The sequence below is a fragment of the Methylobacterium ajmalii genome (assembly GCF_036448855.1).
Lineage (GTDB): Bacteria > Pseudomonadota > Alphaproteobacteria > Rhizobiales > Beijerinckiaceae > Methylobacterium > Methylobacterium ajmalii.
Genome location: NZ_JAZFXT010000023.1, coordinates 246,313 through 272,068, shown reverse-complemented (window position 1 = coordinate 272,068; position 25,756 = coordinate 246,313). Strand labels below are relative to the sequence as shown.

Here is a 25,756-nt window from a genome sequence, read left to right as displayed (position 1 = left end):
CCCCCTGCTCAGCCCGGCTGCGCCACCCCGACCCGCTTCGCCGGGCTGAGCAGGGGCGTCGCGCATGCTCAACAAGGGGGCCCGATTGGACGCCGATCAGGGGTCCCGTTCCGATGCCGTTTGACAGACGATCTCGGACGAGCTCGGCGCCGTCTGGGTAGCCGCCCGATACGACGGCGGCGCCATGCCCGAGGTCGCCTTCCGCGTCATCGACGCGACCCGGCCGGCAAAACGGCGCGCCCCGCCCCGGACGCCGACCGCTTTCGAGGCCGCATTCTCCCGGGCTCGATCCCGGGGAACTCACCGCTGATAATCCGTTACATAGTATTGATCTCGCGTTACACTCGACGAATGCGAGATTTATGCTGAAGAATGCTTGACGCCGCCCATGGCCGCGCGTATATGTCGGTCATGGGCAGGCAAAGCCGCCCTACTGCAAGGAACATCCGCGATGACCGCCTACACCCAGATCAGCCCCGCCGCCCGCAACGCCGCCCTGGAGTGCGCCCGCGGCTCGTATCAGCGCGACCTCCTCGTCGGGGGCCATAGCTGGTCCGGCTCGACGCTCACCGGTCGCGCCGCCCGCTACGGCAGCAAGTACCGGACGAGCCGCGAGGAGCTCCTCGCCCGCCTCGAAGCCCATCCCGAGCTCGCCGTCGAGGAGCGTCTCGCCCGCCGCCGGACCGTCGCCATCGTGACCCGCGAGGAGGCCGCGGCCGCCGGCGGCGCCTACGCCCACATCGAGGCCGAGGCGGAGCGCCAGCGCGTCGAGCAGGAGCGCATCCAGGACGAGGCCCAGCGGATCGCCTTCCTGCAGCGCGTCGAGGAGTACCGCCTCGACATGGCCGCGCTGGCCGACATCTGACGCAACCGCCGGGGCGCGAGCCCCGGCCTCCCGCAGGTCTCCTCGCGAGGGGACCCGCCGGGGGCCGGATCGTCCATCCCCCATCGGGCAGGCGCCGCCGCCCGCAACCGCAGGAACTCCGCGATGACCACCAAGATCCACGTCCTGAAGCGGGCCCTGGCCCGCCGCGAGCGCGAGGAGGTCTACGCCGCCTTCGCGCTCTCCCTCGCCGGCGGCAAGGCCATCCTGTTCCATGCCGAGCCCATCGAGGTCGTCGGCGGCGAATGGAAGCCGATCCCGGGAACCGGCCTCGAACTCGTCATCCGCGCCGCGACGTCGGACGACGCTTACGACGCCTGGACGCGCCACGCCGAGGACGTCGGCGCCGGCGGCAAGTTCAGCGTGATGCTCACCTACATGCAGCCCGCCACGGAGGAGCGGCCCGCGGTCGAGATGCAGTCCCTCAAGGACATCGACCTCGACATGCTCGCGCTGCTCGACGAGCTCGGCGACATGTACGACGAGGACGTCGCCCTCGGCACTGCCATCCCCGGCGCTTTCTGAGGAGCCGCACCCATGATCGTCCGCGAGATCCCCGCCCGCTACCGCATCCCCGCCGTCGAGGCGGTCCAGCACGCCCTTCGCGACGCCGTCACCGTCGAGGACGCCCGCGCCCGCGTCGCGTTTTTCGACCTCTCCACGGGCCGCCGCCGGCCCGCGTGGTACCGCGAGGAGCGCCCCGACGACGCCCACGGCGCCACGCTCGTCTCGGGCGCCGTCCTGGCCTGGGGCCGGGTTTTCCCAGGCGAGCCGTGGGAGCTTTTTTACTGGGTCGACGCCGAGCGCGGCACCGTCGTCTGGAGGGAACGGAAGTGACGATGACGCCCGAACTGCTCGCCAAGGCCGGCGAGGCCCTGACGGGCGACACGGAGGAGTGGTCCCGGGCGCTGGCCCGGGCCCTCGGGGCCTACCACCCCGACGGCGCGAGGGAGACGATAGACCCGCGCTCGGTCTCCCGGTGGCGGAACGGCTCCCTCGAAATCCTCCCCTGGGTCGAGGAGGCGCTGCCGCAGCTTCTCCGGGACCACGCCGCCGAACTGGAGGCCCACGCCGAGAGGATGCGGGAGGCGGCGGACGACATCGAGGACGAGCTCCGGCCACGAGGGCCACGCGAGATATAGCCTGAAACGCCGAAGGGCCCCCGGTTCGCCGCCGGGGGCCCTTCTCGTTTCAGGCGGGCTGCTGGCCCTTCCGCTTCTCGGCCCGGGCCCGCTCCTCTGGTTCCTCGGGCGTCGCCTCCATCCGGCCGATGACGTCCTCCAGGCGGGCCGGCGCGTAGCCCCAGACGTCGACGCCGACGTCACAGGACTGGCTCGTCCCGGGGAGCGTCCCGTGCGTGTGGCCGTGGACGTGCAGGGCGCCGTGGAACGATCCCGGCCAGGCTCTCAGCGGGTAATGATCGGCCACGACCTTCCGGCCCGCGGCGTGAATGGTGAGGCGTTCCTGAACGCTCTCCCAGGGGAGCGACGTCACCCTGGGGCGGTCGTGGTTTCCGACGACCAAGTGCTTCTTCCCGGGGAGCGCCGCGAAGATCTGCGCCGTCCGCTCCGGGGTGTGGCCCCACTCGAAGTCGCCCAGATGGACGACGGTGTCGGCAGGGCGGACGACGGCGTTCCAGGCCTCGATCAGGAGGCGGTCCATCTCGGCGACGTCGCGGAAGGGGCGGCCCGAATGGCCGATGCTTCCGGCGTGGCCGAAGTGGGTATCGCCCACGAGCCAGAGGGTGCCCTTCGAGGGCGTGAGATTGCGGTGGTGCGTGAGGGGAGAAGTCTTCATCAGGGCAGCCTCCTGTCGGAAGGGGGCTGCGCGCGCGGCGTCACGCCCCCGGGGGATGGGTCTCGGTCGGTTTGGGGCGGCGTATGCGTTTCACGGCGGGCCTCGTTGCGGTTCGTGGGACCAGGGATCGCAGCTCCGGATTCCTCCGGTCAAGCGGGGTCGTCGGGCACGGTTAAGGAAACCCTGGGCGGGGGTTTTGTCCGAAACCTCTCCGCCTCAGCTTTCGGAGAGGTTTCGGACAATTCAGGGCCCGGGCACGTCGCGGTCCGGAGGCCGTCGCCCGCCGAGATCCGCGAACCGCGCCCGGCACCAGGGCGTGTACTGGTTCGGTCCCCGGCGGCCCCAGGCCTTGGGCCACCGGCAGTTCGTCACCAGCGCCAGCAGGACGTCCTCAAGCGTCGCCCCGCGCCCGAGGCGCGCGATCAGCCGCTCGGTGTCGTAGGAGCCCCGCCGCTCGCGGCACTAGGGGCAGACGATGACGACCCGCCGGTACGGGAACGCCCCCAGGGTCCGCGGCGCCTCCATCCGTCCCTCCCCTTCCGCACCGCCGACCCCATCCGTTGACCGGGTCGATACGTTCCCTATTTGTTCTCAAGAGGGAGAGGGTCAATGCTCGGGTACGACGACATCGCGGCCGCGGCCGCCGGCGAGGAGAGGGACGCCCTGTGGCGGTCCCTGGCGGAGGAGATGGAGGCGGCCGCCGCGGCGCGCCGGGACGGGCCCGGTTTCGTCAGGGCCTCGACGCCGGCCGACCTGGCGCGGGCGTTGGGTCGGGAACGGCGGGCCAGGTTATCCACAGGAACCCCGCGGCGGGGCGACCTGGGTCGCCGGCAAGCCTAGCGGGAGGGGGGTGGCGACCCAGAACCGACCCAGTGGGTCGGGGCCCAAATGAAAGAGCCCCGGCGTCCTTGCTCGGGGCTTCGGCCTAAATCGCTGATTGTATTGGGCCGAACCCTGGTCTGGTTCGGTGTTGAATGGTAGCGGAGGAGGGATTTGAACCCCCGACACAAGGATTATGATTCCTCTGCTCTGACCAACTGAGCTACTCCGCCCCGCTGCGGCCGGTCCGTGTGCGCCGCTGCGATGGCGGCGGTATAGGGGGAGGCCGACGGGGCTGTCAAGGAACCGTCGCAGGCCTTTTTGCGCCGCGCCATCCAGGGCGCGGCGCGGGCGGATCAGAGGGCGTCGCCGAGGATCTCGGCGACCTGGGGGATGTCCTTGTCGCCGCGGCCCGAGAGGTTGACGACCATCAGGTGGTCGCGCGGCAGGCTCGGGGCGAGCTCGGCGACCTTGGCGAGGGCGTGGGCGGGCTCGAGGGCCGGGATGATGCCTTCCATCAGCGAGCAGAGCCGGAAGGCCTCCAGGGTCTCCGTATCGGTCGCCGACAGGTAGGTGACGCGGCCCATCTCGTGCAGCCAGGCGTGCTCGGGGCCGATGCCCGGGTAGTCGAGGCCGGCGGAGATCGAGTGCGCGTCGGCGATCTGGCCGTCGCCGTCCATCAGGAGGTAGGTGCGGTTGCCGTGCAGCACGCCCGGCTTGCCGCCGGTGAGCGAGGCCGCGTGCAGGCCGCTCGACACGCCGTGGCCGGCCGCCTCGACGCCGTAGATCGCGACCTCGCGATCGTCGAGGAAGGGGTGGAACAGCCCCATGGCGTTCGAGCCGCCGCCGATGCAGGCGACGAGCGAGTCCGGCAGGCGGCCCTCCATCTCCAGCATCTGCGCCTTGGTCTCGACGCCGATGATTGACTGGAAGTCGCGCACCATCGCCGGATAGGGATGCGGGCCCGCCACCGTGCCGATGCAGTAGAAGGTGTCGGCGACGTTGGTGACCCAGTCGCGCAGGGCCTCGTTCATCGCGTCCTTGAGGGTGCGGGTGCCGGACTCGACCGGGATGACCTCGGCGCCCAGCATCTTCATCCGGAAGACGTTCGGCTTCTGCCGCTCGACGTCGACCGCGCCCATGTAGACGACGCATTTGAGGCCGAAGCGGGCGCACAGGGTCGCGGTGGCGACGCCGTGCTGGCCGGCGCCGGTCTCGGCGATGATCCGCGGCTTGCCCATGCGCCGGGCGAGCATGATCTGGCCCAGCACGTTGTTCACCTTGTGCGAGCCGGTGTGGTTCAGTTCCTCGCGCTTGAAGAAGATCTTCGCGCCGCCGAGGTGCTGGGACAGGCGCTCCGCGTAATAGAGCGGGCTCGGCCGGCCGACGTAATGGGTGAGGTAGCCGTTCATCTCGGCCTGGAAGGCCGGGTCGGCCTTGGCGGCGGCGTAGGCCTCCTCCAGGGCGAGGATGTTCGGCATCAGGGTCTCGGCGACGAAACGGCCGCCGAAGATGCCGAAGCGGCCGCGCTCGTCGGGGCCGGTGCGGAACGAGTTCGGATTCTGGGGAGCGGTCACGGCGGGAGCTCTGCCTCTGGAGGGATTCGCGAAAGAACTGTGTCGGCGGGGCTTACGCCCTTCGCGCCGCAGGGGCAATTTCCGGTGCGGTCGCACCCCCGGCGACCCGCGCGGCGGACCCGTTCGTGCCTGCGGCGGCTTTTGCGGCCGACACGAAGGCGGCGATGCGCTCGGGATCCTTGCGGCCGGGGCTCGACTCGACGCCCGACGACACGTCGACCGCCCGGGCGGCCGTGATCGCCACGGCGTCGGCCACCGTGTCGGGCGTCAGGCCGCCCGAGAGCATGAACGGATCGTCCCGGCCGGCACCGGCCAGCAGCGACCAGTCGAAGACGTGGCCGTTGCCCCCGGGCAGGACCGCGCCTGGCGCCGGCTTGGCGTCGAAGAGCAGCCGGTCGGCGATGCCGCGGTAGCGGGCGGCGCGGGCAAGATCGTCGGCGGTGGCGATGCCGAGCGCCTTCATCACCGGGAGCCCGGTCCGGGCGCGAAGCGCCGCCACCCGCTCGGGGCTCTCGCTGCCGTGGAGCTGGAGCCAGTCGGGACGGAGCGCCGCCATCACCGCCGCGACGAGGGCGTCGTCGGGATCGACCAGCAGCACCACCCGCTCGGTCCGGCCGAGGGCCTGTCGCGACAGGGCGGCACCGTGGTCGAGGTCGACGTGGCGCGGGCTCTTGGGAAAGTGGACGAGGCCGATCTGGTCGGCCCCTGCTGCCAGGGCGGCCTCGAGCGTCTCGGGCGTGCTGAGACCACAGATCTTGACGAGGAAGGGTGCGGGCGACATGCCCCGATTATAGGGCGTCGGGCGCCCGCCCGCACCGGTGTCGCGCGCTCACGCCGACGGCGCCGGGCTCTCCCAGACCGCGATGGCCGCGGCGAGGTCCTCGATCGCGGCGCCGACCGACTTGAACACCGTGATCTCGTCCGGTGAGGCTCGTCCGGGCGCCTCGCCCCGGCACAGGGCGGCGAGGTCGCCCGTCACCGCCTCGGGGGCGAGCGCGCCGGAGGCGATCGCCACCGCCACGTCGCCGCCCTTCTTGAGGGCGTCGGGCGTGTCGACGTAGAGCGGACCGCGCCGCAAGGCCGCGTCGTCGGCCTCGCGCATCGCCGGCGTGAAGGCGCCGACGAGGTCGAGATGGGTGCCGGGCCGCAACCACTCGCCCCGCACCAGCGGCTCGGTCGACAGGGTGGCGCAGGAGACGAGATCCGCTTGCCCCACCGCCGCCGCGAGATCGGTCACCGGCTCGGCGTCGAACCCCTCGGCGGCGAGGGTCTCGGCGAGCCGCTGCGCGCCCTCGGGCCGGCGGTTCCAGACCGCGACGCGGCGGATCGGCCGCGCGGCCGCGTGCGCCCGCACCAGATAGGGGGCGAGGGCACCCGCCCCCACCATCACCATCCGGGCGGCGTCCGGCCGGGCGAGGTGGCGGGCGGCGAGCGCCGAGGCGGCGGCGGTGCGCCACACGGTCAGGCGGGCGCCGTCGAGGAGCGCCAGCGGCCGGCCGTCGCGGCCACCGCAGAGCAGGACCCCGCCCTGAATCGTGTCGAGCCCGTTCGCCCGGTTGCCCGGAAACAGGGTCAGGATCTTGATGCCGACATAGTCGGCGGTCCAGGCCGGCATCAGCAGAAGCGAGGCCCCGTCGGGGGCGGTCTCGATCGGGTGATGGTGGCGCGTCGGTACCGTGGCGCCGGCCCGGAAGGCGGTGGCGAGCGCGTCGGCCAGGCGGGCGTGGTCGAGCGCCGCGTCGATCTCGCCCTCGCCGATCCACCGCATGGTCAGGCGCGGCCGACCGGGGCCGGCAGGGCGGTGCGGCCGATCGTGGCCGGGGCCGGGGCGGCCTGGCGCAGGCGCTCGGCCTCTTGGCGCAGGCGGGACAGCTCGCGGCCCTTGGCGCGGCGGTCGCGGCGGTTGTCGCCCTGGCCGAGCCAGGAGCCGACGCCGCCCACGACGACGCCGAGCGCCACCGCGGCGAAGATCAGCGCGTAGAGCGGCATCTGCAGGCTGAAGGCCGGCGTGCCGTTGGTGAACGGATCGAAGGAGAGCATCACCGGCTGGCGGTTGGCCACCGCCAGCAGCACGACCACGATCGCGATGGGCAGCAGGATCAGGCCCTTGAGGAAGCGGATCATCGAAAAACCCGGTCTTTCGTCGGTGATGCGGAAGGGGGCGGGACCGCCGGAGGGAGCCCCGTCGAACAAAATTGTAACGCGCGGGCGCGCCGGCGCCAGGGGGGCGCCGCGGCCCGGTCAGCCCAGGGCGGCCTCGGCCCGGCTCGGCTCGTCGGCGCCGATCCCGGCGGCGTTCAGGCGCAGCCGCATCTCCTTGCCGGTCTTGAAGACGGGAATCGCCTTCTCGGCCACCGCCACGGCGGCGCCGGTGCGCGGGTTGCGGCCCCGCCGCGCCTCCCGGCGCTTGACCGAGAACGCACCGAAGCCGCGCAGCTCGACCCGGTCGCCCCGCGCCAGGGCGTCGGCGATCGTGTCGAGGATCGCGTTGACGATGTTCTCGACGTCGCGCTGGTAGAGGTGCGGGTTCTGCTCGGCGATCTTGAGGACCAGCTCTGACTTGATCATGGAGTATCGTCTCGACTGAGGCGGGGCCGGCCGGGGAGATGCGCGGGGTCGCGTCTCGGTGAGGGTCCTTACGGGCGCCAGACCGCGAGGAGCCCGCCCTGCGACAGGGCGGCGGTCTCGGAACCGGCCTGCTGCAGCCTGGCGGCGAGTTCGTCGTAGCCCAGCAGGCCCGCGCCGGCGGCGGCGGCCGAGAACAGGCCGAAGCGGTTGTCGGAGCGCGGCTTCCAGTCCCGCACCGGCAGGTTCTTGGCCACGCCCTTCTCGCGCTCGAGCCAGGCGATGGCCTGGCGCTCGTTGCCGGTCTCGTCGATCAGGCCGAGCGGCACGCTCTGGCGGCCGCTGAACACCCGGCCGTCCGCCACCGCCTTGATCTGGTCGGGGTTCATCTTGCGGCGCTCGGCCACCAGGTCCTTGAACCAGCCGAAGGTGTCGCCGACGATCGCCTGCAGGGCCTCGCGGGCGGCGGGCGGGGTCGGGTGGAAGCCGCTCGGCTCGGCCTTGAGCGGCGAGGACTTCACCTCCTCGACCTTGACCCCGACCTTGTCGAGGAGCCCGGAAACCTCGGGGTACTGGAACAGCACGCCGATCGAGCCGACGAGGGAGGTCTCGCGGGCGACGATGTGGTCGGCGGCGATCGCCGTGATGTAGGCGCCGGATGCCGCCGTGCCGTCGACGAAGGCGACGATCGGCTTCTTCTCGGCCAGCGTGCGCAGGTTGCGGAAGAGCTCTTCCGAGCCGGTGGTGGTGCCGCCCGGCGAGTTGATCGCGACGACGACGCCCGAGACCGCGCTCGACTCGCCCACGCGCTTCATCAGCTCGCGGGTCTTCTCGCTGCCGGCGATGAAGCCGTCGATGCTGATGCGGGCGATCTGCGGGGTGACGGCGGAGAACCCCGTGCCCCCGGCCGCCCGCCAGCCGACCGCACCGGCGGCGACGATCAGCGCCCCGATCCCGACCGCGCGCCAGATCGACAGCTTCCGGCGCAAGGAACGCCGGTCGAGGAGAAGTTCAGCATCGATGGCCATGCGGCGCCCGTATCCTGGTCCGACCTCCGGGTGCGCCCGCCCGGCAGGGGTTTCCCCTGCAAGTCCTTGGCGCACCTCGCTCCCGGCGTGTTCTACCCCCGGCCGTCGCGCAGCGGCAAGAGCGGGATTGACGGCATCCCCCTCCCCGCTCGGGAGAATGCCGACATGAGGACGCCCGCGCGGAGGGCTGCTCCGCGCGGGCGTCCGAATCGTCGAGGGGTGTCCGGGCCTTCGTGGCCCGGACGGGTGCCCTACTTCTTATCGGCCTGGCGGGCCTTGAGGGCCGCGCCGAGGATGTCGCCGAGCGAGGCGCCCGAATCGGCGGAGCCGAACTGGGCGATCGCCTCCTTCTCCTCGGCCATCTCGAGGGCCTTGATGGAGAGCTGGACGCGGCGGGCCTTGCGGTCGAACTGCGTCACGCGGGCGTCGAGCTTCTCGCCGGCGGCGAAGCGCTCGGGGCGCTGGTCGTTGCGCTCGCGGGCGAGGTCGGCGCGGCGGATGAAGGCCTGGAGATCGGAATCGACGATCTTGACCTCGATGCCCGAGTCCTTGACCTCGAGCACCTCGCAGGTGACGACCTGGTTCTTGCGGATGCCGTCACCGGCATCGGCGAAGGGGTCGCCGGCGAGCTGCTTGATGCCGAGCGAGATGCGCTCCTTCTCGACGTCGACGTCGAGAACCTGGGCGCGCACCACGTCGCCCTTCTTGAACTCGTCGATGACCTGCTCGCCCGGACGGTTCCAGTCGAGGTCCGAGAGGTGGACCATGCCGTCGACGTCGCCCTCGAGGCCGATGAACAGACCGAACTCGGTCTTGTTCTTGACCTCGCCCTCGACCTCGGTGCCGGCCGGGTGCTTCTCGGAGAAGGCCTCCCACGGGTTCTGCAGGGTCTGCTTGAGACCGAGCGAGATGCGGCGCTTGACCGGATCGACTTCCAGGATCTGGACCTCGACCTCCTGGGAGGTGGAGACGATCTTGCCCGGATGGACGTTCTTCTTGGTCCAGCTCATCTCCGAGACGTGGATCAGGCCCTCGATCCCCGGCTCCAGCTCCACGAAGGCGCCGTAGTCGGTGATGTTGGTCACGCGGCCCTTGAGCTTGGCGTCGACCGGGTAGCGGGCGGCGATGCCCTCCCACGGATCGGCGAGCAGCTGCTTGATGCCGAGCGAGATGCGGTGCGTCTCGTGGTTGATCTTGATGATCTTGACCTTGACGGTCTGACCGATGTTGACCACCTCGGACGGGTGGTTGACGCGGCGCCACGCCATGTCGGTGACGTGCAGCAGGCCGTCGATGCCGCCGAGGTCGACGAACGCACCGTACTCGGTGATGTTCTTGACCACGCCGTCGATGACCTGACCCTCTTCGAGGTTGGCCACCAGCTCGGAGCGCTGCTCGGCCCGGCTCTCCTCGAGCACGGTACGACGCGACACCACGATGTTGCCGCGGCGGCGGTCCATCTTGAGGATCTGGAACGGCTGCGGCGTGCCCATCAGCGGGGTGACGTCGCGGACCGGACGGATGTCGACCTGCGAGCGCGGCAGGAACGCCACGGCGCCGTCGAGGTCGACGGTGTAGCCGCCCTTGACCTGGTTGAAGATCGTGCCGCTGACGCGCTCGTTGTTCTCGAAAGCCTTCTCGAGCTTGACCCAGCTCTCCTCGCGGCGCGCCTTGTCGCGCGAGATGACGGCTTCGCCGAGGGCGTTCTCGATGCGGTCGACGTAGACCTCGACCTCGTCGCCGACGCCGATCGGCTGGTCACGGCCGGGGCCCGTGAACTCCTTGAGGGCGACGCGGCCCTCGGTCTTCGCCCCGATGTCGATGACGGCGACGTCCTTCTCGATCGCCACCACGCGGCCCTTGACCACGGAACCTTCCGTGATCTCGTGCTCGCGGAACGACTCTTCCAGAAGGGCGGCGAAATCTTCGCGGCTCGACGAGGCGCCTTGCAAACCTGCGGACATCTATGCTCCTTTTCGCCCCACCCTATCCGGGGGGACGGCGCCGGCGGCTCGTATCGACGGGCCGCTTCCGCCCGCCGGAGTCCCGAGAGATGTCTCGGAACCGCCGCGCCCCGAAACGGGACGCGGGCCGGCGCATGATCGACGGGCAGAAACGTGTGCTCCGAAGGTCCCGGCCGGGGCGCGGTGCGGACGGGCGCAGGCCCGGCACGCGGCATCCCGGCATGGGACGACCGGAGATCGGCGCGATACACGAAAATCGAACTCCCGGCAAGGCGTTGCACCGGTTCGCCGCGGCAACCTGACGGTGAGCAGGCGGCTTGCCGACACGCGCCGGTCCGGGTTACCCATCCCTAGCCTTAAATCATTCTCATGTTCGGGCGTGGTGCGGGGCTTCCGACGCTTCGGCCGGCGGGATGCGTCCCGGGGCGGGGCGTCCAAGATGCAGGAACGCACGCCGCACGCACGGCGTGAGGGAGGAGAGCGGCGCGGTCCGGTCCGGGGGGCCGGGGCGCCGCGAGACCGCAATCGACGAGAGGGGGGCGGCGCCGCGACCGGAATCGTGTCCGCGGGGCGCCGGCAAGCCTCCCGAAGCCGGAGGGCGACGATGATCAAGCTCAACGTGAACGGGGAGGAGCGCCGCTTCGACGGCGACCCCGAAATGCCGCTCCTGTGGTACCTGCGGGACGAGCTCGGCCTGACGGGCACCAAGTTCGGCTGCGGCGTCGCGGCCTGCGGCGCCTGCACCATCCATGTCGGCGGCACCGCGATGCGGGCCTGCCAGACCCCGGTCTCGGCCGCGGACGGCCAGCCGGTCGTGACGATCGAGGGCCTGTCTCCGGACGGCAACCACCCGGTCCAGGCGGCTTGGCGCGAGCTGAACGTGGCGCAGTGCGGCTACTGCCAGACCGGGCAGATCATGCAGGCGGCGGCGCTCCTCAAGGAGACCCCGAAGCCGACGGACGCCGACATCGACAACCAGATGAGCGGCAACCTGTGCCGCTGCGGCACCTATCCGCGCATCCGCGCCGCCATCAAGCAGGCGGCGGGGCTGACCCCGAAGGCCGGCCAGGGAGATCGCCTGTGATTCACGACCTCTCCTTCATGACCGCCGCCCCGGCCGACGAGCCGGTTTCCGCGATCGAGAAGGCCTCGCCCGGCCAGCTCAGCCGCCGCGGCCTGCTGGCGGGCGCCGGCGCCCTGGTGCTCGCCCTGTCGCTCAAGCCCCAAGGCGCGCTCGCCGCCGACCCGCCGAAATTCGGCGCCGACGGCATGCCGCATGGCTGGCGCGACGACCCGACCCTGTTCGTGGCAATCGCCCCGGACGGCACCGTCACGGTCACCTGCATCCGCGCCGAGATGGGCCAGGGGGTTCGCACCTCGGTGGCCTTCGTCATCGCCGACGAGCTCGAGGCCGACTGGGCCAACGTCAAGGTCGTCCAGGCGCACGGCGACGAGGAGCGCTTCGGCAACCAGGACACCGACGGCTCGCGCTCGCTCCGGCACTTCTTCATGCCGATGCGCCGCGCCGGTGCCGCCGCCCGCACGATGCTGGTCGCGGCCGCCGCCAAGCAGTGGAACGTGCCGGCCGCCGAGGTGACGGCGGAGAACCACGCCCTCGTCCACGCCAAGTCCGGCCGCCGGATCGGTTTCGGCGAGGTGGCGCAGGCCGCGGCCTCCATGCCGGTGCCCGACCGCGCGACGGTGACGCTCAAGGACCCGTCGGCCTTCCGCTACATCGGCAAGGGCCGCGTCGGCCTGATCGACAATGTCGGCATCACCACCGGCAAGGCACAGTACGGCCTCGATACCCGCGTCGAGGGGATGCTCTACGCCGTGGTCGCCCGTCCGCCGGTCTTCGGCGGCAAGGTCAAGAGCTTCGACGAGGCCGCCGCCCTGAAGGTGCCGGGCGTCGTCAAGGTCGTGACCATCGATCCCCCGGCCCCGCCCTACGAGTTCATGCCGACCGGCGGCGTCGCGGTCATCGCCCGCAACACCTGGGCGGCGATCAAGGGCCGCGAGGCCCTGAACCCGACCTTCGAGGACGGGCCGAACGCCAGTTACGATTCCGACGCCTACCGGGCCACCCTGGAAGAGGCCGTGCGCAAGCCCGGCAAGGTGGTGCGCCAGGAGGGCGACGTCGACGCGGCGATGAAGAAGGCGGTGAAGCGCCTCGAGGCCGAGTACTACATCCCCCACCTCGTCCAGGCCCCGATGGAGCCGCCGGCCGCGACCGTCAGGATCGCCAAGGACGGCGCGATCGAGGCCTGGGGCTGCGTGCAGTCCCCGCAGGCCGCCCGCGACCGCATCGCCAAGCGCCTCGGGGTCGACCCGAAGGCCGTCACGGTGAACGTGACGCTGCTCGGCGGCGGCTTCGGCCGCAAGTCGAAGCCCGACTACTTCGTCGAGGCGGCGCTCTGCTCGAAGGCGATGGACGGCGCCCCGGTCAAGCTGACCTGGACCCGCGAGGACGACCTCCACCACGGCTACTACCACACCGTCTCGGTGGAGCGGCTGGAGGCCGGCCTCGACGACAAGGGCATGCCGGTCGCCTGGCTGCACCGCAGCGCGGCCCCGACCATCGGCTCGACCTTCGTGGCCGGCGCCAAGGAGCAGATCCCGATCGAGCTCGGGATGGGCCTCGTCAACGTGCCGTTCGCCATCCCCAACATGCGGATGGAGAACCCGCCCGCCGACGCGCATGTCCGCATCGGCTGGTTCCGCTCGGTGTCGAACATCCCGCGGGCCTTCGCGGTGCAGTCCTTCATCAACGAGCTCGCCCACATGGCCGGCCGCGACCCGAAGGACTACCTCCTCGACGTCATCGGCCCGGCCCGGATCATCGACCCGGTCAAGCTCGGCGACGCCTGGAACTACGGCGAGGATCCCTCGCGCTATCCGTTCGATACCGGGCGCCTGCGCAACGTGATCAAGACGGTGGCGAAGGGCGCCGGTTGGGGCCGCAAGGTCGACAAGGGCCGTGGCCTCGGCATCGCCGCGCATTACAGCTTCGTCAGCTACACGGCTGCCGTGGCCGAGGTCTCGGTCGGGCCGAAGGGCGAGGTCACCGTCGAGCGGGTCGACATCGCCATCGACAGCGGCCAGCAGGTCAACCCGGAGCGGGCGCGCTCGCAGCTGGAAGGCGCCGTGGTGATGGGCATGGGCCTCGCGCTCACCGCCCAGATCACCTTCAAGAACGGCCGCGCCGTCCAGGACAACTACGACACCTACGAGCTGACCCGGATCAACGAGGCGCCCAAGATCATCAACGTGCACCTCGTGCAGGGCGGTGGCTGGGACAAGCCGCTCGGCGGCGTCGGCGAGCCCGGCGTGCCGCCGGTGGCGCCGGCCATCGCCAACGCGATCTTCGCGGCGACCGGCCGGCGCATCCGCCAGCTGCCGATGCGCGACAAGCTGAGCGCGTGAGCCGGAGAACCCGCGGGGCACCCTAGCCCCGTGGAATCGGACGACCAGGGCCGCTTCCCGCCGGGAGGCGGCCCTTTTTTCTGCCGGTTTTTCCCGTCCGCCCGAGCCCCGTGGGGAACCCCCGCCCCCGGGCGGGTGTTCGCGACGATGAGCCGGACGCGCCGAGGTTCAGTGCCCGCCACGGCTCGCGCAAAGGGAGAGAGATCCGCCATGAAGCTCGTCCTCGCCGCCGGCCTGCTGGCCGGTCTCGCCGGCCCGGCCTTCGCCGGCGCCTGCGGCACCGAGATCTCGTCCCTGGAGCCGCGCCTCGACGCCAAGGGCCGCGAGACCATCGCGGCGTCGAGCGGCGGCAAGGAAGTGGCGGCGCGGCGCGAGGCCCAGGCCGAGGCGGCGACCGAGAAGGGTACCAGCCCCTCCGCCCTCCCGAAGGGCCCGGAGCCCGGCTCCGCCGAGACCAAGTCGATCGCCGACGTCGCCAAGGCGAGCGGCGGCGGCACCGGCGTGATGGAGGCCCGCGCCAGCCTCAATCGCGCCCGCGAGCTCGACAAGAAGGGCGACGAGGCCGGCTGCATGAAGGCGGTGTCGGACGCCAAGGAGCAGATGGACAGGTCGTGAGCCCCGGCCCGGTTTAAGCACCTCACAAAACTCCCGCCGCAATGTCGCTGCCACAACAGGCCGAGGCAGTGATCGGGAGTTTTGTGAGAGACACTTAATCCGTCCCGGGACGTGAGGCAGCGCACATCGCGGTCCGGGCGGCCCGCTCCGGCCCTGGTCCGCTGCGCTGCAGCACCCACATCACCCGTGTATCGCCCGGCCCTTGAAGCCGGGCTCGATCCGGAGAAGAGCCCACGTGACCTCCCTGTTCGACCCGATCCAGCTCGGCGCCATCCAGGCTCCGAACCGCATCCTGATGGCGCCGCTGACCCGTGGCCGCGCCTCGCGGACCCACGTCCCGACCCCGATCATGGCGGAATACTACCGCCAGCGCGCCGGCGCCGGCCTGATCATCAGCGAGGCGACCGGCATCTCGCAGGAAGGCACCGGCTGGCCCTTCGCCCCGGGCCTGTGGAGCCCTGAGCAGGTCGAGGCCTGGAAGCCGGTGGTCGCCGCGGTTCACGAGGCCGGCGGGCGCATCGTCGCGCAGCTCTGGCACATGGGCCGGGTGGTCCATCCCGACTTCCTCGGCGGGCAGGCGCCGGTTTCGGCCTCCGCCACCACGGCGCCCGACCAGGCCCACACCTACGAGGGCAAGAAGCCCTACGCCGAGGCGCGGCCCCTGCGCGAGGACGAGATCCCGCGGCTGCTCGCCGATTATGCCAAGGCCGCCCGCAACGCGGTCGAGGCCGGTTTCGACGGGGTGCAGATCCACGCCGCGAACGGCTACCTGATCGACCAGTTCCTGCGCTCGGGCACCAACCTGCGCCAGGACCGCTACGGCGGTCCCGTGGAGAACCGCATCCGGCTGCTGTCCGAGGTCGCCCGTACCGTGGCCGATACCGTCGGGGCCGACCGCACCGGCGTGCGCCTGTCGCCGAACGAGCCGATCCAGGGCGTGGACGATCCCGAGCCCGAGGCGCTGTTCCCGGCCGCCGCCGCTGCGCTCTCGCAGATCGGCGTCGCCTTCCTGGAGCTGCGCGAGCCGGGCCCGAACGGCACCTTCGGCAAGGCCGCCCGCCCGGCGGTGGCGCCCGCCATCAAGGCCGCCTTCCGCGGGCCGCTGGTGCTGAATTCGGACTACGACGGCCCGAAGGGACAGGCCGCCCTCGACGAGGGCCGCGCCGACGCGATCGCGTTCGGCCGCACCTTCATCGCCAACCCCGACCTGCCGGAGCGGATCGCCAAGGGCGCTCCCCTCAACAAGGACAACTACAAGACCTGGTACAGCCAGGGGCCAGAGGGCTACATCGATTATCCCTCTCTCGACGCCGCCTGAGGGCGGCTTCTGCCGACCCTCGACGCCGCATGAGGGCGTCGTCACGGATCCTGGCGGCGCGCGGGGCCCGGCCGCGTGCGCCGCACCATGATCCGGCTTGACGCGGAACCCCGCGTTTGCGACGCCGCTCGACGCCTGCCCACGGGGCGGGCGTCGTCCGTCGGACCGGATGGGCGGCATCATCGCGGCACGCGGAGACGAGGCGCATGAGCAACCCGGGCAACACTCCTGCCAGCTCCCAGGAGCCCAAGCAGCTCCTCCACCTGGTGTTCGGTGGCGAGCTGACCGACCTCGACAGCGTTACCTTCCGCGACCTCTCGAAGCTCGACGTGGTCGGCATCTTCCCCGACTACGCCAGCGCCGCCATGGCCTGGAAGGCGAAGGCGCAGCAGACGGTCGACAGCGCCCAGACGCGCTACTTCATCGTGCATCTCCACCGGCTGCTGCAGCCCTGAGGCGAATGCTTGCGTCCAGGCATGCAGTCACCGCGCATGTGAAACGCGGGGACTTGCGCATGCCGGCGCACATGAAAGCATTGTGACGATATCCCGGCACTGGTAAGAGCCTCGCCCGTCACACATGAGAGCATCGCCGCGCGAGGGGCCCGCATTCGCGCGCCGCGCGATGCGATCCCTCCCCTCACCCCGGCGCGCGCGGTCTCCACGAGGGCACCGCGCGGCAGCGCCGGGGCTCGCGGCGCGGGCCACGATGGAAGCACGATGAAATCCTCGATCAAGATCGTCGCCGGCAATGCGAGCCGCCCGCTGGCCGAGGCGATCGCGGCCTATCTCGAGAAGCCGCTGGCGGTCTGCTCCGTGCGCCGCTTCGCCGACATGGAGATCTTCGTCGAGCTCCAGGAGAACGTGCGCGGCGAGGACGTGTACATCGTCCAGTCGACCTCGTTCCCGGCCAACGATCACCTGATGGAACTGCTCATCATGATCGACGCCGCGCGGCGCTCCTCGGCGCGGCGCATCACCGCCGTGATCCCGTATTTCGGCTATGCCCGCCAGGACCGGCGCACCTCGGGCCGGACCCCGATCTCGGCCAAGCTCGTCGCCAACCTCATCACCGAGGCCGGCGCCGACCGGGTGATGACCCTCGACCTGCATGCCGGCCAGATCCAGGGCTTCTTCGACATCCCGACCGACAACCTGTTCGCCGCCCCCGTGATGGTGCGCGACATCAAGGAGCGGATGGACCCCGCCGACATGATGGTGGTGTCGCCCGACGTCGGCGGCGTGGTCCGCGCCCGCGCGCTTGCCAAGCGCATCGACGCGCCGCTGGCCATCGTCGACAAGCGCCGCGACCGGCCCGGCGAGTCCGAGGTCATGAACATCATCGGCGAGGTCGAGGGCCGCTCCTGCATCCTCGTCGACGACATCGTCGATTCCGGCGGCACCCTCGTCAACGCCGCCGAGGCCCTGCTCGCCAAGGGCGCCAAGGACGTCTCGGCCTACATCACCCACGGCGTGCTCTCGGGGGGGGCGGTGTCGCGCATCGCCTCCTCGAAGCTCAAGGAGCTGGTGATCACCGACTCGATCCAGCCGACCGCCGCGGTCAAGCTCGCCCGCAACATCCGGGTCGTGACCATCGCGCCGCTGCTCGGCGAGGCGATCGGGCGCACCGCCGACGAGTCGAGCGTCTCGAGCCTGTTCGCCTGATCGCGCCGCGACGCCCGCCGGCCTCGTCCGGCGGGCGCAAGATGATCCGGACCCGAAAGCCGGTCCGAATGCCCGCACGTCCCCCGCGAAACCGGTTTGCACCGGGCCGGCGACGCGCCTATATATCGGGCGATTCCCTCACAGCGTGAGACAGGCCGTCCCGATCATCCCGGGACGCCGGCGGGGCCGAAAGGCTCCGCCCCGGGCGCCCTGTCGCCGCCGAGGGGCCCGTGTCGCAAGGCCGCCTCCCGAGGGAGCGGCCGCCGCGCTTCCGCCGGGCGGGAGCGCCCCGAGGAGGTGTGTATGTCCCAGGGTCCGTTGATGCCGAAGGCGACGGCCGTCTGGCTCGTCGAGAACACGTCGCTGTCCTTCGATCAGATCGCCGACTTCTGCAAGCTCCACCCCCTCGAGGTGAAGGGCATTGCCGACGGCGAGGTGGCGGCCGGCATCAAGGGGCTCGACCCGGTCTCGACCGGCCAGCTCACCCGCGAGGAGATCGAGCGGGCGCAGACCAATCCGAACCACCGCATGAAGGTGGCGGTGTCCAAGGTGAAGCTGCCGGAGGTCAAGCGCACCAAGGGCCCGCGCTACACCCCGCTGTCGCGCCGCCAGGACCGGCCGAACGCCATCCTGTGGCTGCTGCGCAACCACCCGGAGCTGAAGGACGCGCAGGTGATGCGCCTCGTCGGCACCACCAAGGCGACGATCCAGCAGATCCGCGAGCGCACCCACTGGAATTCAGGCTCGCTGCAGCCCATGGACCCGGTGACGCTGGGCCTGTGCTCGCAGATCGACCTCGACTTCGAGGTCCAGCGCGCCGCCAAGGACCGTCCGGTGGTCGATGCCGCCGAGGGCGGCGCCACCCTGATGCCGCCCGAGCTCTCGGTCATGCCCGAGCCCGAGGACCACGACGAGCGCCGCCCCGGCCGCGGCGACGAGCGCCTCGATGCCGATTCGGTGTTCGCCCGCCTCAAGCCGATGCGCAAGGGCGAGCAGGACGAGGACGACGACGAGTACTGAGCAGCGGTCGCACGTCGATTGGAATACTTCTGCGCCCGAGCCCTCCCGTCCCCGGGTGGGCGAACCCAGTGAGCCGGCGGAGGGCTGCCGCTCCAGGTCGGGGTGTCGCGGTCCGGTGGGCGGCTCCCGGACCTGCGTCGCGCTGCCCGTCTCGGGCCCCGCGCACGAACGTTTCCCAAGGCGGGGCCTCCCCTTGTGGGATCGTGGCTGTCGCATCTGCACGAGCGCGTGGAACGTCGGTCGCGACGCGGCGCGGTTTCGCCGGGCTATCGCCGTTATCCCCGTGAGATCGTCCGACCGCCGGACGGTCGACCGGAAACCAGGGACTGCGACGGCCCACGGCCCGGGTCAGGCGCGATCGTCCGGCTCCCGCACGATCCGGTCCTCGTCGAGCACCACCGGCGTCTCGCGTCCGAATAGCGACAGGGCGACCCGGTAGCGCCGACGGGCGGGGTCGATCCCCTCCACCGTGCCGCTGAGCGCCGCGAGGGGACCCGTCGTCACCCGCACGCCGTCGCCGAGAGCGAACAGGAGTGCCGCGACCGCCTCCGCGTCGCCGCCCTCCGCGTCATCACCCTCCCGTCCATCCTTGCGGCCGTGCCCGGTGATCGCGTCGGCGAAGCCCTGGAGCACGGCGGGTGCGATCACGACGGCGCGTCCGTCGCGAAACAGGACACGGTCGACGCCCGGATGCGCCTCGACCCGGCCGAGGTCGGCATCGTCGCGCAGGCCGACGAAGACCAGGCGGTGAAGGAGAGGCACCCGGGCGGTGCGGCGATGGCCCGAGGGCGAGGTCAGCTCGATCTCCTCCCGCGGATCGAAGGCGGCGATACCGATCGCTTCGAGATCGCGGGCCGCGCGCGCGGCCCAGCGCGGCCTCGTCTCGGCGACGAGCCAGACCCGGTCGGCGCAGAGTACGATCCGGGCCGGGCGGACCCGCCGACGGCGGCGACGCCGGATCTCGACCGCCCGATCCACCGGGGGCCGGTCATGCGCCAGGGCCTCCCGCCGGCGGCGGGCGATGCGGCGCTTGCCCTTGGTCATGCCGCCCTCCCCGGATGCCGGCGAGCGGCGCGGTTCAGGCCGGGCCGGACGGATCGCGGGGAGGATCCGGCGGACTCTCGGAGCCGGGATCCTCGGCGGCATCCCGCGTCATTGCCGCGGTCGCGGTCACGATCCGCGAGCGGACCATCAGGAACAGGCCGACCCCCGCCGCGAGGGTCCAGAGCACGATCAGGGCAACCTTCATGCGCCTCTCCTGCACCGGCGCGAGCCGCGAGGCGAGCACCATCGCGCCCGGGACTCCGCCCGGCTCCCGCGGCGGCCCGGGATCGCGGCGATTGGCCGCCGGCTCCCCGATCGGGCGGTCCGCGGCGGACGGCGAGAGAACGGTGGACCATCGGGAAACTTCCGCAACGAGGGGACAGCGCAAGACCGGCTTCGGGGTAGGGTGCGGGGGGAAGGAGAGCAGGCGCGAACAGCGCTGCTCGCCGGACCCGGCATGGGCATCGGGCATGCCTTGCGATGAGGATCATTACATGATGTAGTGATCCTTCTCAATACCTCAAGTATCGGGAGCGGTCGCTGAGGTGATCAAGCTGGGAGAGAACCGGGTGCGGACCGCCCAGGGAGAGCGATTGCGGCAGGCGCGGCTGGCCGCCGGCTATCGCTCGGCGCGGGATGCCGCGCTGCAGAATACGTGGCCGGAGAGCACCTACCGGGCGCACGAGGCCGGGACCCGGACGATCGGCCAGGACGACGCCGAGCGCTACGCCGCGCGTTTCCGACGCGACGGCGTCGAGGTCACCGCCAAGGGCCTCCTGTTCGGCGACGACGAGGCGGGGGAGGCATCCGCGGAGGGCGGGCAGGTCGTGGGAGTGAAGGGGTTGATCAGCGCCGGCGGCCTGATCGAGACCGGCGACGAGCAGCTCGGGCCGGGGGGCGACCTCTTCCGCATCACGGTGCCGTTCGGGGTCCCGCCGGGCACCGCGGCATTCCGGGTCGCCGGCCTGTCGATGTACCCGAAATACGAGCCCGACGACGTGGTGCTCTGCGCCGAGGCCGGTGAGAGCCCGGACCGGCTGCTCGACCTCTACGCCGCGGTCGCCACGGTCGAGGGACACCGCTACCTGAAGAAGATCCTGCGCGGCTCGCAGCGGGGCACCTACCACCTCGAGAGCCACAACGCGCCCCTGATGCCGGATTGCCGCCTGGCCTGGGCCTCGGGCATCATCGGCACGGTGCATGCGCAGCACTGGAGCCGGCTGTGCGCCGGCACCAAGGGCTGATCGCTGCGTCCTGCAGCGATCGACCGGATCAGTCGGCCTGCGCGACCCGGGTCGAGCGGCGCTGCGCCGTCCAGCGGCCGGAGCACAGGGCGGAGACGCTCCAGGTGCCGGCGCCGGAATTGGCCTGGAGCCGGCCCGAGGCGGCGCCGCTGGCCGAGCCGTGGCGCACGGTCAGCCCGACTTGGCCATCCGACCCGATGCGCCCGCTCACGCTCGCGCCGCCCTCTCCCGCCGAGGCCACCCGCACGTCACTGCCGTCGATCGCGAGGGCGACGGTGTAGCGGCTGTCGCACAGGCCCGATTCGGTGACGAGCTGCACCGACCACGTGCCGTTGAAGCCGGCACCCGCCCCGCGCCCGTCGGCCGCCGCCGGCTGCAGGCTGGCCGGCAGGGCGGCGCACAGGACGAGAGCGGCGATGGACGGCTTGCGCATGGAAGAACCCCCTCTGGATCGTTCGGTGTTCGCCGACATTGCGCGCGTGGCCGGTCTCTCGCGCGGTTCCACTCGAACCGTGATGCGATGACGGGAGGCCGCGGGGTCGGCGTGAAGCGATGTAGATGGCGGTTCCTTAACATGGGCAGAACGGCAGCAATAAGGCGCAGAGGACACGCCTGACGGCGTCAAGGATACGCTTGCAGGCCGGATCGACTTCGCGAATGGCCGCGCTTGACCGAGAAATGGATCTCGGTGACTTGGATCGTCATGCCGTTTGGCTCGGATCATGGATCCGGTTCGGTTCACGGGGTCATGTCCGCGGCCATGCGGCGGCGCAGGGCTCCGTCCGGCAGCGATCCGGTGCCGGCGCGCAGGTTCGCCGCCATGTGGCCGGGATCGGCGGTGCCGGGGATCGCGCAGGTCACGGCCGGGTGGGAGACCACGAACTTCAGCAGGAGTTCGGCCCAGGAGCCGCTGCCGAGATCCGCCGCGTAGCCAGGCAGCGGCCTGCCGGCCAGGCGCCGCAGCAGCCCGCCGCCGCCGAACGGCCGGTTGACCAGGACCGCCACGCCGCGCTCCGCGGCGAGCGGCAGCAGCCGCTCCTCCGCCGCCCGGTCGTCGAGGGCGTAGTTGATCTGAAGGACGTCCAGCCGCTCGGCCCGCAGCACCGCCTCGACGGCGTCGTAGGCGCTCTCGGTGTAGTGCGAGATGCCGAGGTGGCGGATGCGGCCCGCCGCCTTCCACTCCCGCAGGACCGGCAGGTGGGTGCGCCAGTCGAGCAGGTTGTGGATCTGCATCAGGTCGAGCCGCTCGGCCCGCAGGAGCCGGAGGGAGCGCTGCATCTGGGCGATCCCCGCCTCGCGGCCGCTGGTCCAGACCTTTGTGGCGAGAAAAGCCGTATCGCGGGCCCCGGCTTCCGCCACAAGGTCGCCTGTCACGCCCTCGGCGCGGCCGTACATCGGCGAGGAATCGATCACCCTTCCGCCGCCGGCGAGCAGGGTCGCCACCACGCCACGCAAGGGCGCCCGCTCGGCAGGAGTCTCGCCGACGTCGAAGCCCCGCCAGGTGCCGAGCCCGATCACCGGCAGGGTCTCGCCGGTGCCGGGAATCGCCCGCCGGTGCAGCGCCGGTGCCGTGCCGCCCTGCGCCGCCGCCCCGCCACCGACCGCCGCCGCCAGCGCGGCGCCCAGAAACCCCTGCCGGGTCAGCCCGTCCCGTCCGATCGTCATCGCGTCTCTCCCCTGTCGGCGCCGCGCCGGTCGCGAAACGCCCGCGGGCACTCGCCGGTGCCCTTGGCGAAGAAGCGCGAGAAATAGGCCGGGTCGGTGAAGCCGAGGCCGTAGGCGATCTCGGCGATGCCGAGGTCGGAATAGAGCAGGCTGCGCTTGGCCTCGAGGAGGCGGCGCTCGCGGATGATCCGGCCCGGGCTCGCGCCTGTCACCGCCCGGCAGGCGGTACGCAGCCGCGCCTCGCTCACCCCGAGATCGTCCGCGTAGGCGGATAGCGGGCGCTCGCGGCGGTGATGCGCCTCGACCAATTCGCGGAAGCGCGCGGCGAGAAGCGCCTGCGGGCCCGGTGGAGCCGCCGGCGCGCGGCTCGCGGCGAGCCGGCGCAGGCCGGCGACCAGGACCAGCATCAGGTGCGCCTCGATGGCGCCGCGCCGTCCCGGCGCCGCCCAGGCGAGCTCGCGGGCGAGTTCGGCCACCGCCTCCTCGACCGCGCCCGGCTCCGGCAGCGCGAGGGCGGCGGGGCCGGCGAACAGGGCCGCCAGCTCCGGCTCGCGGCCGCACAGGTCGCGCAGGTAGCGCGACGAGAGGGTCACGACCGTGCCGACCGTGCCGTCGGTGAAGCGGAAGCCGTGGGCGGTGCCGGCCGGTACCGCCAGCAGGCAGGGCGCCGCGAAACCGAAGCGCGCCTCCTCCGCCCGCATCTCGCCGGCGCCCTCGGCGATGAGCAGGAGCTGGTGCAGCCCGGAATGGACGTGGGGGCGGATGGTCCAGCGGTTCGGCCGGCTGCGATCGTCCAAGGCCTCGAGGTGCAGGAAGCGGTCGTCCGCGTCCCGCGGTGCCTCGCCGTAGAGGAAGAAGTGCGGCACCGCAGGGGGTTGGACGGGATCGATGCGCATCGCGGACGGTCCCGGGCCGGGCGGAAGGGGTGATCGAAAAGTCCAACTTTTTCCGCGTCCCGTCCATCGTCAACCGGGCCGGCGCGGTTCACCTTTCCGTCACAGGAGAGCCCTCGCGCAGACGGGGGCGCCGCCGCGGGATCGCGGCGACAGCCAAGGAAACGCTCATGCGCACGCAGGTCGCCATCATCGGCGCCGGCCCGGCCGGCCTGTTTCTCGCCCACCTGCTGGCGCGCGCCGGGATCGACGCGGTGGTGCTGGAGCGGCGTACCCGCGACTACGTCGAGGGCCGGGTCCGGGCCGGCGTGCTCGAGCAGGGTACCGTCGCGCTGATGCGGGAACTCGGGCTCGACGCGCGGCTCAAGGCCGAGGGACTGGTCCATACCGGCACCAACCTCGTCTACGACGGCGAGATCTTCCGCATCGACATGGCGGCCCTGACCGGCGGCGCGGCCGTCACGGTCTACGGCCAGCAGGAGGTGATGCGCGACTTGTTCGACGCCGCCGAACCCCGCGGCGTCCGCATCGTGTTCGAGGCCGGGGACCTGCGGCTCGACGGCCTGAACGGCGAAAGCCCGAGCGTCAGCTTCACCAAGGACGGCGAGGCGCGGACCCTCGCCTGCGACTTCATCGCGGCCTGCGACGGCTTCCACGGCGTCGGCCGCGCGGCGATCCCGGCCGACATCCTCAAGGTCTACGAGCGGGTCTATCCCTTCGGCTGGCTCGGCATCCTGGCCGAGGTGCCGCCGGTCAATCACGAGCTGATCTACGCCAACCACGCCCACGGCTTCGCGCTCGCCAGCATGCGTTCGCCCACCCGCAGCCGCTACTACGTCCAGGTCGGCCTCGACGAGCGGATCGAGGACTGGTCCGACGACCGCTTCTGGGACGAGGTCGAGACCCGCCTCGGGCCGCAGGCCTCCGCCGGCCTGGTGCGCGGCCCCTCCTTCGAGAAGAGCATCGCACCGCTCCGCAGCTTCGTCGCCGAGCCGATGCGCTACGGCCGCCTCTTCCTCGCCGGCGACGCCGCCCACATCGTCCCGCCGACGGGTGCCAAGGGCATGAACCTCGCCGTCTCCGACGTCGCGATGCTGGCCGAGGCCCTGACCCTGCACTACGCCGAGCGCGATTCCACCGGCCTCGACGGCTACTCGGCCCGGGCGCTCGCCCGAGTGTGGAAGGCCGAGCGCTTCAGCTGGTGGTTCACCGGCCTCACGCACCGCTTCCCCGACATGGACGCGTTCGCGCGCCGGATGCAGGTCGCGGAGCTGGCCTATATCCGGGGATCGGAGGCGGCGCAGACGGCCTTGGCGGAGAACTATGTCGGGCTGCCGATGGGGACGGGCGGTTCGATGCCGGCTGGGAGCGGAGCGCGAGCCCCGGCGCATTGAAGGCGCTGCTTCGCGAGCGCTCGGCGGGCCCGGACGGCCCGCGCCGGGGATCATCGGGCGGGGGCCACCGTATCGGTTGGCCGTCGGCCGGGGCCGAGCCCCGCTCGCGCGGGGGAGCCGCGTGGGAACCGGCGGCGGAGCGTGACATGGCCGGTCCATTCCCGCGGGCCCCGGGGCGCCGGAGGCTCCGGCGGTGCGCCGCCGCACAGCTCGCGCGCCAGGGCCGGAGCTAGACGGAGGGCGAGCCCGCAGGTCTCTGCCTGCCCGGGCTCGGCGGCAGCCTGGTGCCCGTGCTTCGCCCCCTCCGGGCGTCGGGCTGCCGCCTCTTCCCTTCCGGCCCGCCTGCCGACCTCGCGCCGCCTCGCGCGAATTCGTCGTCCAAGAGCCCCATTGTTCAAGAGCCCCATCGTCCAAGCGCCCCGTCGTCCAGGCGCCTCATCGTCCAAGAGCGCGGTATCGCCGGCAAGGGCGCGCGGCGGACGGTTCAGTGGCGGGTCGCCGCCAGGCCCGGGCCTGGGTCCATGTTCAGATCCGCGGCCACGTCGCGGAGCGGCAGGATCACCGGTGCGCTGCCGTCGCCGCTCTCGATCACCAGCGCGCCGTCCGTCCATGGCACCGTCGGGTCCGCCACGTCGAGAAGCGCCCGGGCGAGCCGGCGTGCGGCACCGAGGGCCGCGGCGGCGTCCGCGAGCTCGACCCAATCTCCCCCGTCGAGCAGCCGCTCGTAGAGACTCAGCCTGAAGCGATAACGCGGCATGGGTTCGACGGCGCCTCTCGCCCTACGAGAGTGCACGTATGCTCTTGTCGATCGGCCCGGGCAACCGGCGAGATATTGCGAAAGCC

27 protein-coding genes and 1 tRNA gene are annotated in these 25,756 nt (G+C 71.7%); 13 read left to right on the top strand and 15 right to left on the bottom strand.

Translation table 11 applies throughout. The features are described 5' to 3' along the window. The first annotated feature begins 451 nt into the window (after nt 1-451). The 4 genes from V3T34_RS10295 to V3T34_RS10280 all read left to right on the top strand — a co-directional run bounded on the left by V3T34_RS10295 (nt 452) and on the right by V3T34_RS10280 (nt 2,025). Entirely contained in the window at nt 452-865 is a 414-nt protein-coding gene (locus V3T34_RS10295) for a hypothetical protein (RefSeq protein ID WP_203155273.1), read from the top strand. Nucleotides 866-988: 123 nt separating this feature from the next. Next, nucleotides 989-1,408, top strand: coding sequence for a hypothetical protein (locus tag V3T34_RS10290; RefSeq protein ID WP_305077782.1), 420 nt, complete (start codon nt 989-991; stop codon nt 1,406-1,408). A gap of 12 nt (nt 1,409-1,420) precedes the next feature. Continuing rightward, on the top strand, nt 1,421-1,720 hold the full coding sequence (locus V3T34_RS10285; RefSeq protein ID WP_203155275.1) for a hypothetical protein: 300 nt from the start codon (nt 1,421-1,423) through the stop codon (nt 1,718-1,720). A 2-nt stretch (nt 1,721-1,722) separates the two neighbouring features. After that, nucleotides 1,723-2,025 (top strand): hypothetical protein, encoded by a 303-nt coding sequence (locus V3T34_RS10280; protein WP_305077781.1) that lies wholly within the window; start codon nt 1,723-1,725, stop codon nt 2,023-2,025. 49 nt (nt 2,026-2,074) lie between these two features. Here V3T34_RS10280 and V3T34_RS10275 read toward each other — a convergent pair whose 3' ends face one another. From V3T34_RS10275 to rpsA, 9 genes are all read right to left on the bottom strand, one after another. Further along, the gene (locus tag V3T34_RS10275) at nt 2,075-2,680 is read right to left on the bottom strand and encodes a metallophosphoesterase (protein ID WP_203155276.1); all 606 of its coding nucleotides are present in this window, start codon (nt 2,678-2,680) and stop codon (nt 2,075-2,077) included. 975 nt (nt 2,681-3,655) lie between these two features. Beyond that, nucleotides 3,656-3,732 (bottom strand) — tRNA-Met (locus V3T34_RS10270). 123 nt (nt 3,733-3,855) lie between these two features. Continuing rightward, nucleotides 3,856-5,076: a tryptophan synthase subunit beta gene (trpB, locus tag V3T34_RS10265; RefSeq protein WP_060845989.1), complete on the bottom strand. Its 1,221-nt coding sequence runs from the start codon at nt 5,074-5,076 to the stop codon at nt 3,856-3,858. 52 nt (nt 5,077-5,128) lie between these two features. Continuing rightward, nucleotides 5,129-5,857 (bottom strand): phosphoribosylanthranilate isomerase, encoded by a 729-nt coding sequence (locus V3T34_RS10260; RefSeq protein WP_305077780.1) that lies wholly within the window; start codon nt 5,855-5,857, stop codon nt 5,129-5,131. Between the two features lie 48 nt (nt 5,858-5,905). Continuing rightward, nucleotides 5,906-6,844 (bottom strand): bifunctional Delta(1)-pyrroline-2-carboxylate/Delta(1)-piperideine-2-carboxylate reductase, encoded by a 939-nt coding sequence (gene lhpI, locus V3T34_RS10255; RefSeq protein WP_060845988.1) that lies wholly within the window; start codon nt 6,842-6,844, stop codon nt 5,906-5,908. A 2-nt stretch (nt 6,845-6,846) separates the two neighbouring features. After that, nucleotides 6,847-7,200, bottom strand: a complete 354-nt coding sequence (locus V3T34_RS10250; protein WP_060845987.1) for a lipopolysaccharide assembly protein LapA domain-containing protein — start codon at nt 7,198-7,200, stop codon at nt 6,847-6,849. Between the two features lie 117 nt (nt 7,201-7,317). After that, nucleotides 7,318-7,644: an integration host factor subunit beta gene (gene ihfB, locus V3T34_RS10245; protein WP_060845986.1), complete on the bottom strand. Its 327-nt coding sequence runs from the start codon at nt 7,642-7,644 to the stop codon at nt 7,318-7,320. Nucleotides 7,645-7,712: 68 nt separating this feature from the next. After that, complete coding sequence (gene sppA, locus V3T34_RS10240) at nt 7,713-8,669, bottom strand: signal peptide peptidase SppA (RefSeq protein ID WP_305077779.1); 957 nt, start codon at nt 8,667-8,669, stop codon at nt 7,713-7,715. Nucleotides 8,670-8,920: 251 nt separating this feature from the next. Continuing rightward, on the bottom strand, nt 8,921-10,633 hold the full coding sequence (gene rpsA / locus V3T34_RS10235) for a 30S ribosomal protein S1 (protein WP_048428043.1): 1,713 nt from the start codon (nt 10,631-10,633) through the stop codon (nt 8,921-8,923). Between the two features lie 604 nt (nt 10,634-11,237). Between rpsA and V3T34_RS10230 the strand changes: the two genes are divergently transcribed. The 7 genes from V3T34_RS10230 to V3T34_RS10200 all read left to right on the top strand — a co-directional run bounded on the left by V3T34_RS10230 (nt 11,238) and on the right by V3T34_RS10200 (nt 18,673). Further along, nucleotides 11,238-11,717 carry a (2Fe-2S)-binding protein gene (locus V3T34_RS10230; protein WP_048428044.1) on the top strand — a complete coding sequence of 160 codons (480 nt, stop codon included), beginning with the start codon at nt 11,238-11,240 and terminating at the stop codon, nt 11,715-11,717. A gap of 17 nt (nt 11,718-11,734) precedes the next feature. Beyond that, entirely contained in the window at nt 11,735-14,056 is a 2,322-nt protein-coding gene (locus V3T34_RS10225) for a xanthine dehydrogenase family protein molybdopterin-binding subunit (protein ID WP_305077784.1), read from the top strand. Nucleotides 14,057-14,266: 210 nt separating this feature from the next. Next, nucleotides 14,267-14,671 (top strand): hypothetical protein, encoded by a 405-nt coding sequence (locus tag V3T34_RS10220; RefSeq protein ID WP_091753794.1) that lies wholly within the window; start codon nt 14,267-14,269, stop codon nt 14,669-14,671. Nucleotides 14,672-14,906: 235 nt separating this feature from the next. After that, a complete protein-coding gene (locus V3T34_RS10215) occupies nt 14,907-15,989 on the top strand; it encodes an alkene reductase (RefSeq protein WP_060845983.1) in 1,083 nt (360 codons plus the stop codon). Between the two features lie 206 nt (nt 15,990-16,195). Beyond that, nucleotides 16,196-16,444 carry a DUF4170 domain-containing protein gene (locus V3T34_RS10210; RefSeq protein WP_060845982.1) on the top strand — a complete coding sequence of 83 codons (249 nt, stop codon included), beginning with the start codon at nt 16,196-16,198 and terminating at the stop codon, nt 16,442-16,444. Nucleotides 16,445-16,708: 264 nt separating this feature from the next. Continuing rightward, entirely contained in the window at nt 16,709-17,653 is a 945-nt protein-coding gene (locus V3T34_RS10205) for a ribose-phosphate pyrophosphokinase (RefSeq protein ID WP_060845981.1), read from the top strand. A 303-nt stretch (nt 17,654-17,956) separates the two neighbouring features. Next, entirely contained in the window at nt 17,957-18,673 is a 717-nt protein-coding gene (locus tag V3T34_RS10200) for a DUF1013 domain-containing protein (RefSeq protein WP_060845980.1), read from the top strand. Between the two features lie 348 nt (nt 18,674-19,021). On the opposite strand, the gene nusG is transcribed toward V3T34_RS10200, so the two are convergent. Further along, complete coding sequence (gene nusG / locus V3T34_RS10195; RefSeq protein WP_305077777.1) at nt 19,022-19,717, bottom strand: transcription termination/antitermination protein NusG; 696 nt, start codon at nt 19,715-19,717, stop codon at nt 19,022-19,024. A 34-nt stretch (nt 19,718-19,751) separates the two neighbouring features. Then, a complete protein-coding gene (locus V3T34_RS10190) occupies nt 19,752-19,922 on the bottom strand; it encodes a hypothetical protein (protein WP_305077776.1) in 171 nt (56 codons plus the stop codon). Between the two features lie 340 nt (nt 19,923-20,262). On the opposite strand from V3T34_RS10190, the gene V3T34_RS10185 reads away from it, so the two are divergent. Continuing rightward, nucleotides 20,263-20,961, top strand: coding sequence for a LexA family transcriptional regulator (locus V3T34_RS10185; RefSeq protein WP_244537657.1), 699 nt, complete (start codon nt 20,263-20,265; stop codon nt 20,959-20,961). Nucleotides 20,962-20,989: 28 nt separating this feature from the next. Here the strand turns inward: V3T34_RS10185 and V3T34_RS10180 are convergent, their stop codons facing one another. The 3 genes from V3T34_RS10180 to V3T34_RS10170 form a co-directional block, all read right to left on the bottom strand. Continuing rightward, complete coding sequence (locus V3T34_RS10180) at nt 20,990-21,394, bottom strand: hypothetical protein (protein WP_060845977.1); 405 nt, start codon at nt 21,392-21,394, stop codon at nt 20,990-20,992. A 305-nt stretch (nt 21,395-21,699) separates the two neighbouring features. Then, nucleotides 21,700-22,626: an aldo/keto reductase gene (locus V3T34_RS10175; protein ID WP_060845976.1), complete on the bottom strand. Its 927-nt coding sequence runs from the start codon at nt 22,624-22,626 to the stop codon at nt 21,700-21,702. After that, complete coding sequence (locus tag V3T34_RS10170; protein WP_305077775.1) at nt 22,623-23,522, bottom strand: helix-turn-helix domain-containing protein; 900 nt, start codon at nt 23,520-23,522, stop codon at nt 22,623-22,625. The genes V3T34_RS10175 and V3T34_RS10170 overlap by 4 nt, the downstream gene beginning before the upstream one ends. Nucleotides 23,523-23,689: 167 nt before the next feature. Between V3T34_RS10170 and pobA the strand changes: the two genes are divergently transcribed. Then, nucleotides 23,690-24,913 (top strand): 4-hydroxybenzoate 3-monooxygenase, encoded by a 1,224-nt coding sequence (gene pobA / locus V3T34_RS10165; protein WP_305077774.1) that lies wholly within the window; start codon nt 23,690-23,692, stop codon nt 24,911-24,913. 484 nt (nt 24,914-25,397) lie between these two features. Here pobA and V3T34_RS10160 read toward each other — a convergent pair whose 3' ends face one another. After that, entirely contained in the window at nt 25,398-25,670 is a 273-nt protein-coding gene (locus V3T34_RS10160) for a hypothetical protein (protein WP_305077773.1), read from the bottom strand. Between the last annotated feature and the right edge of the window lie 86 nt (nt 25,671-25,756).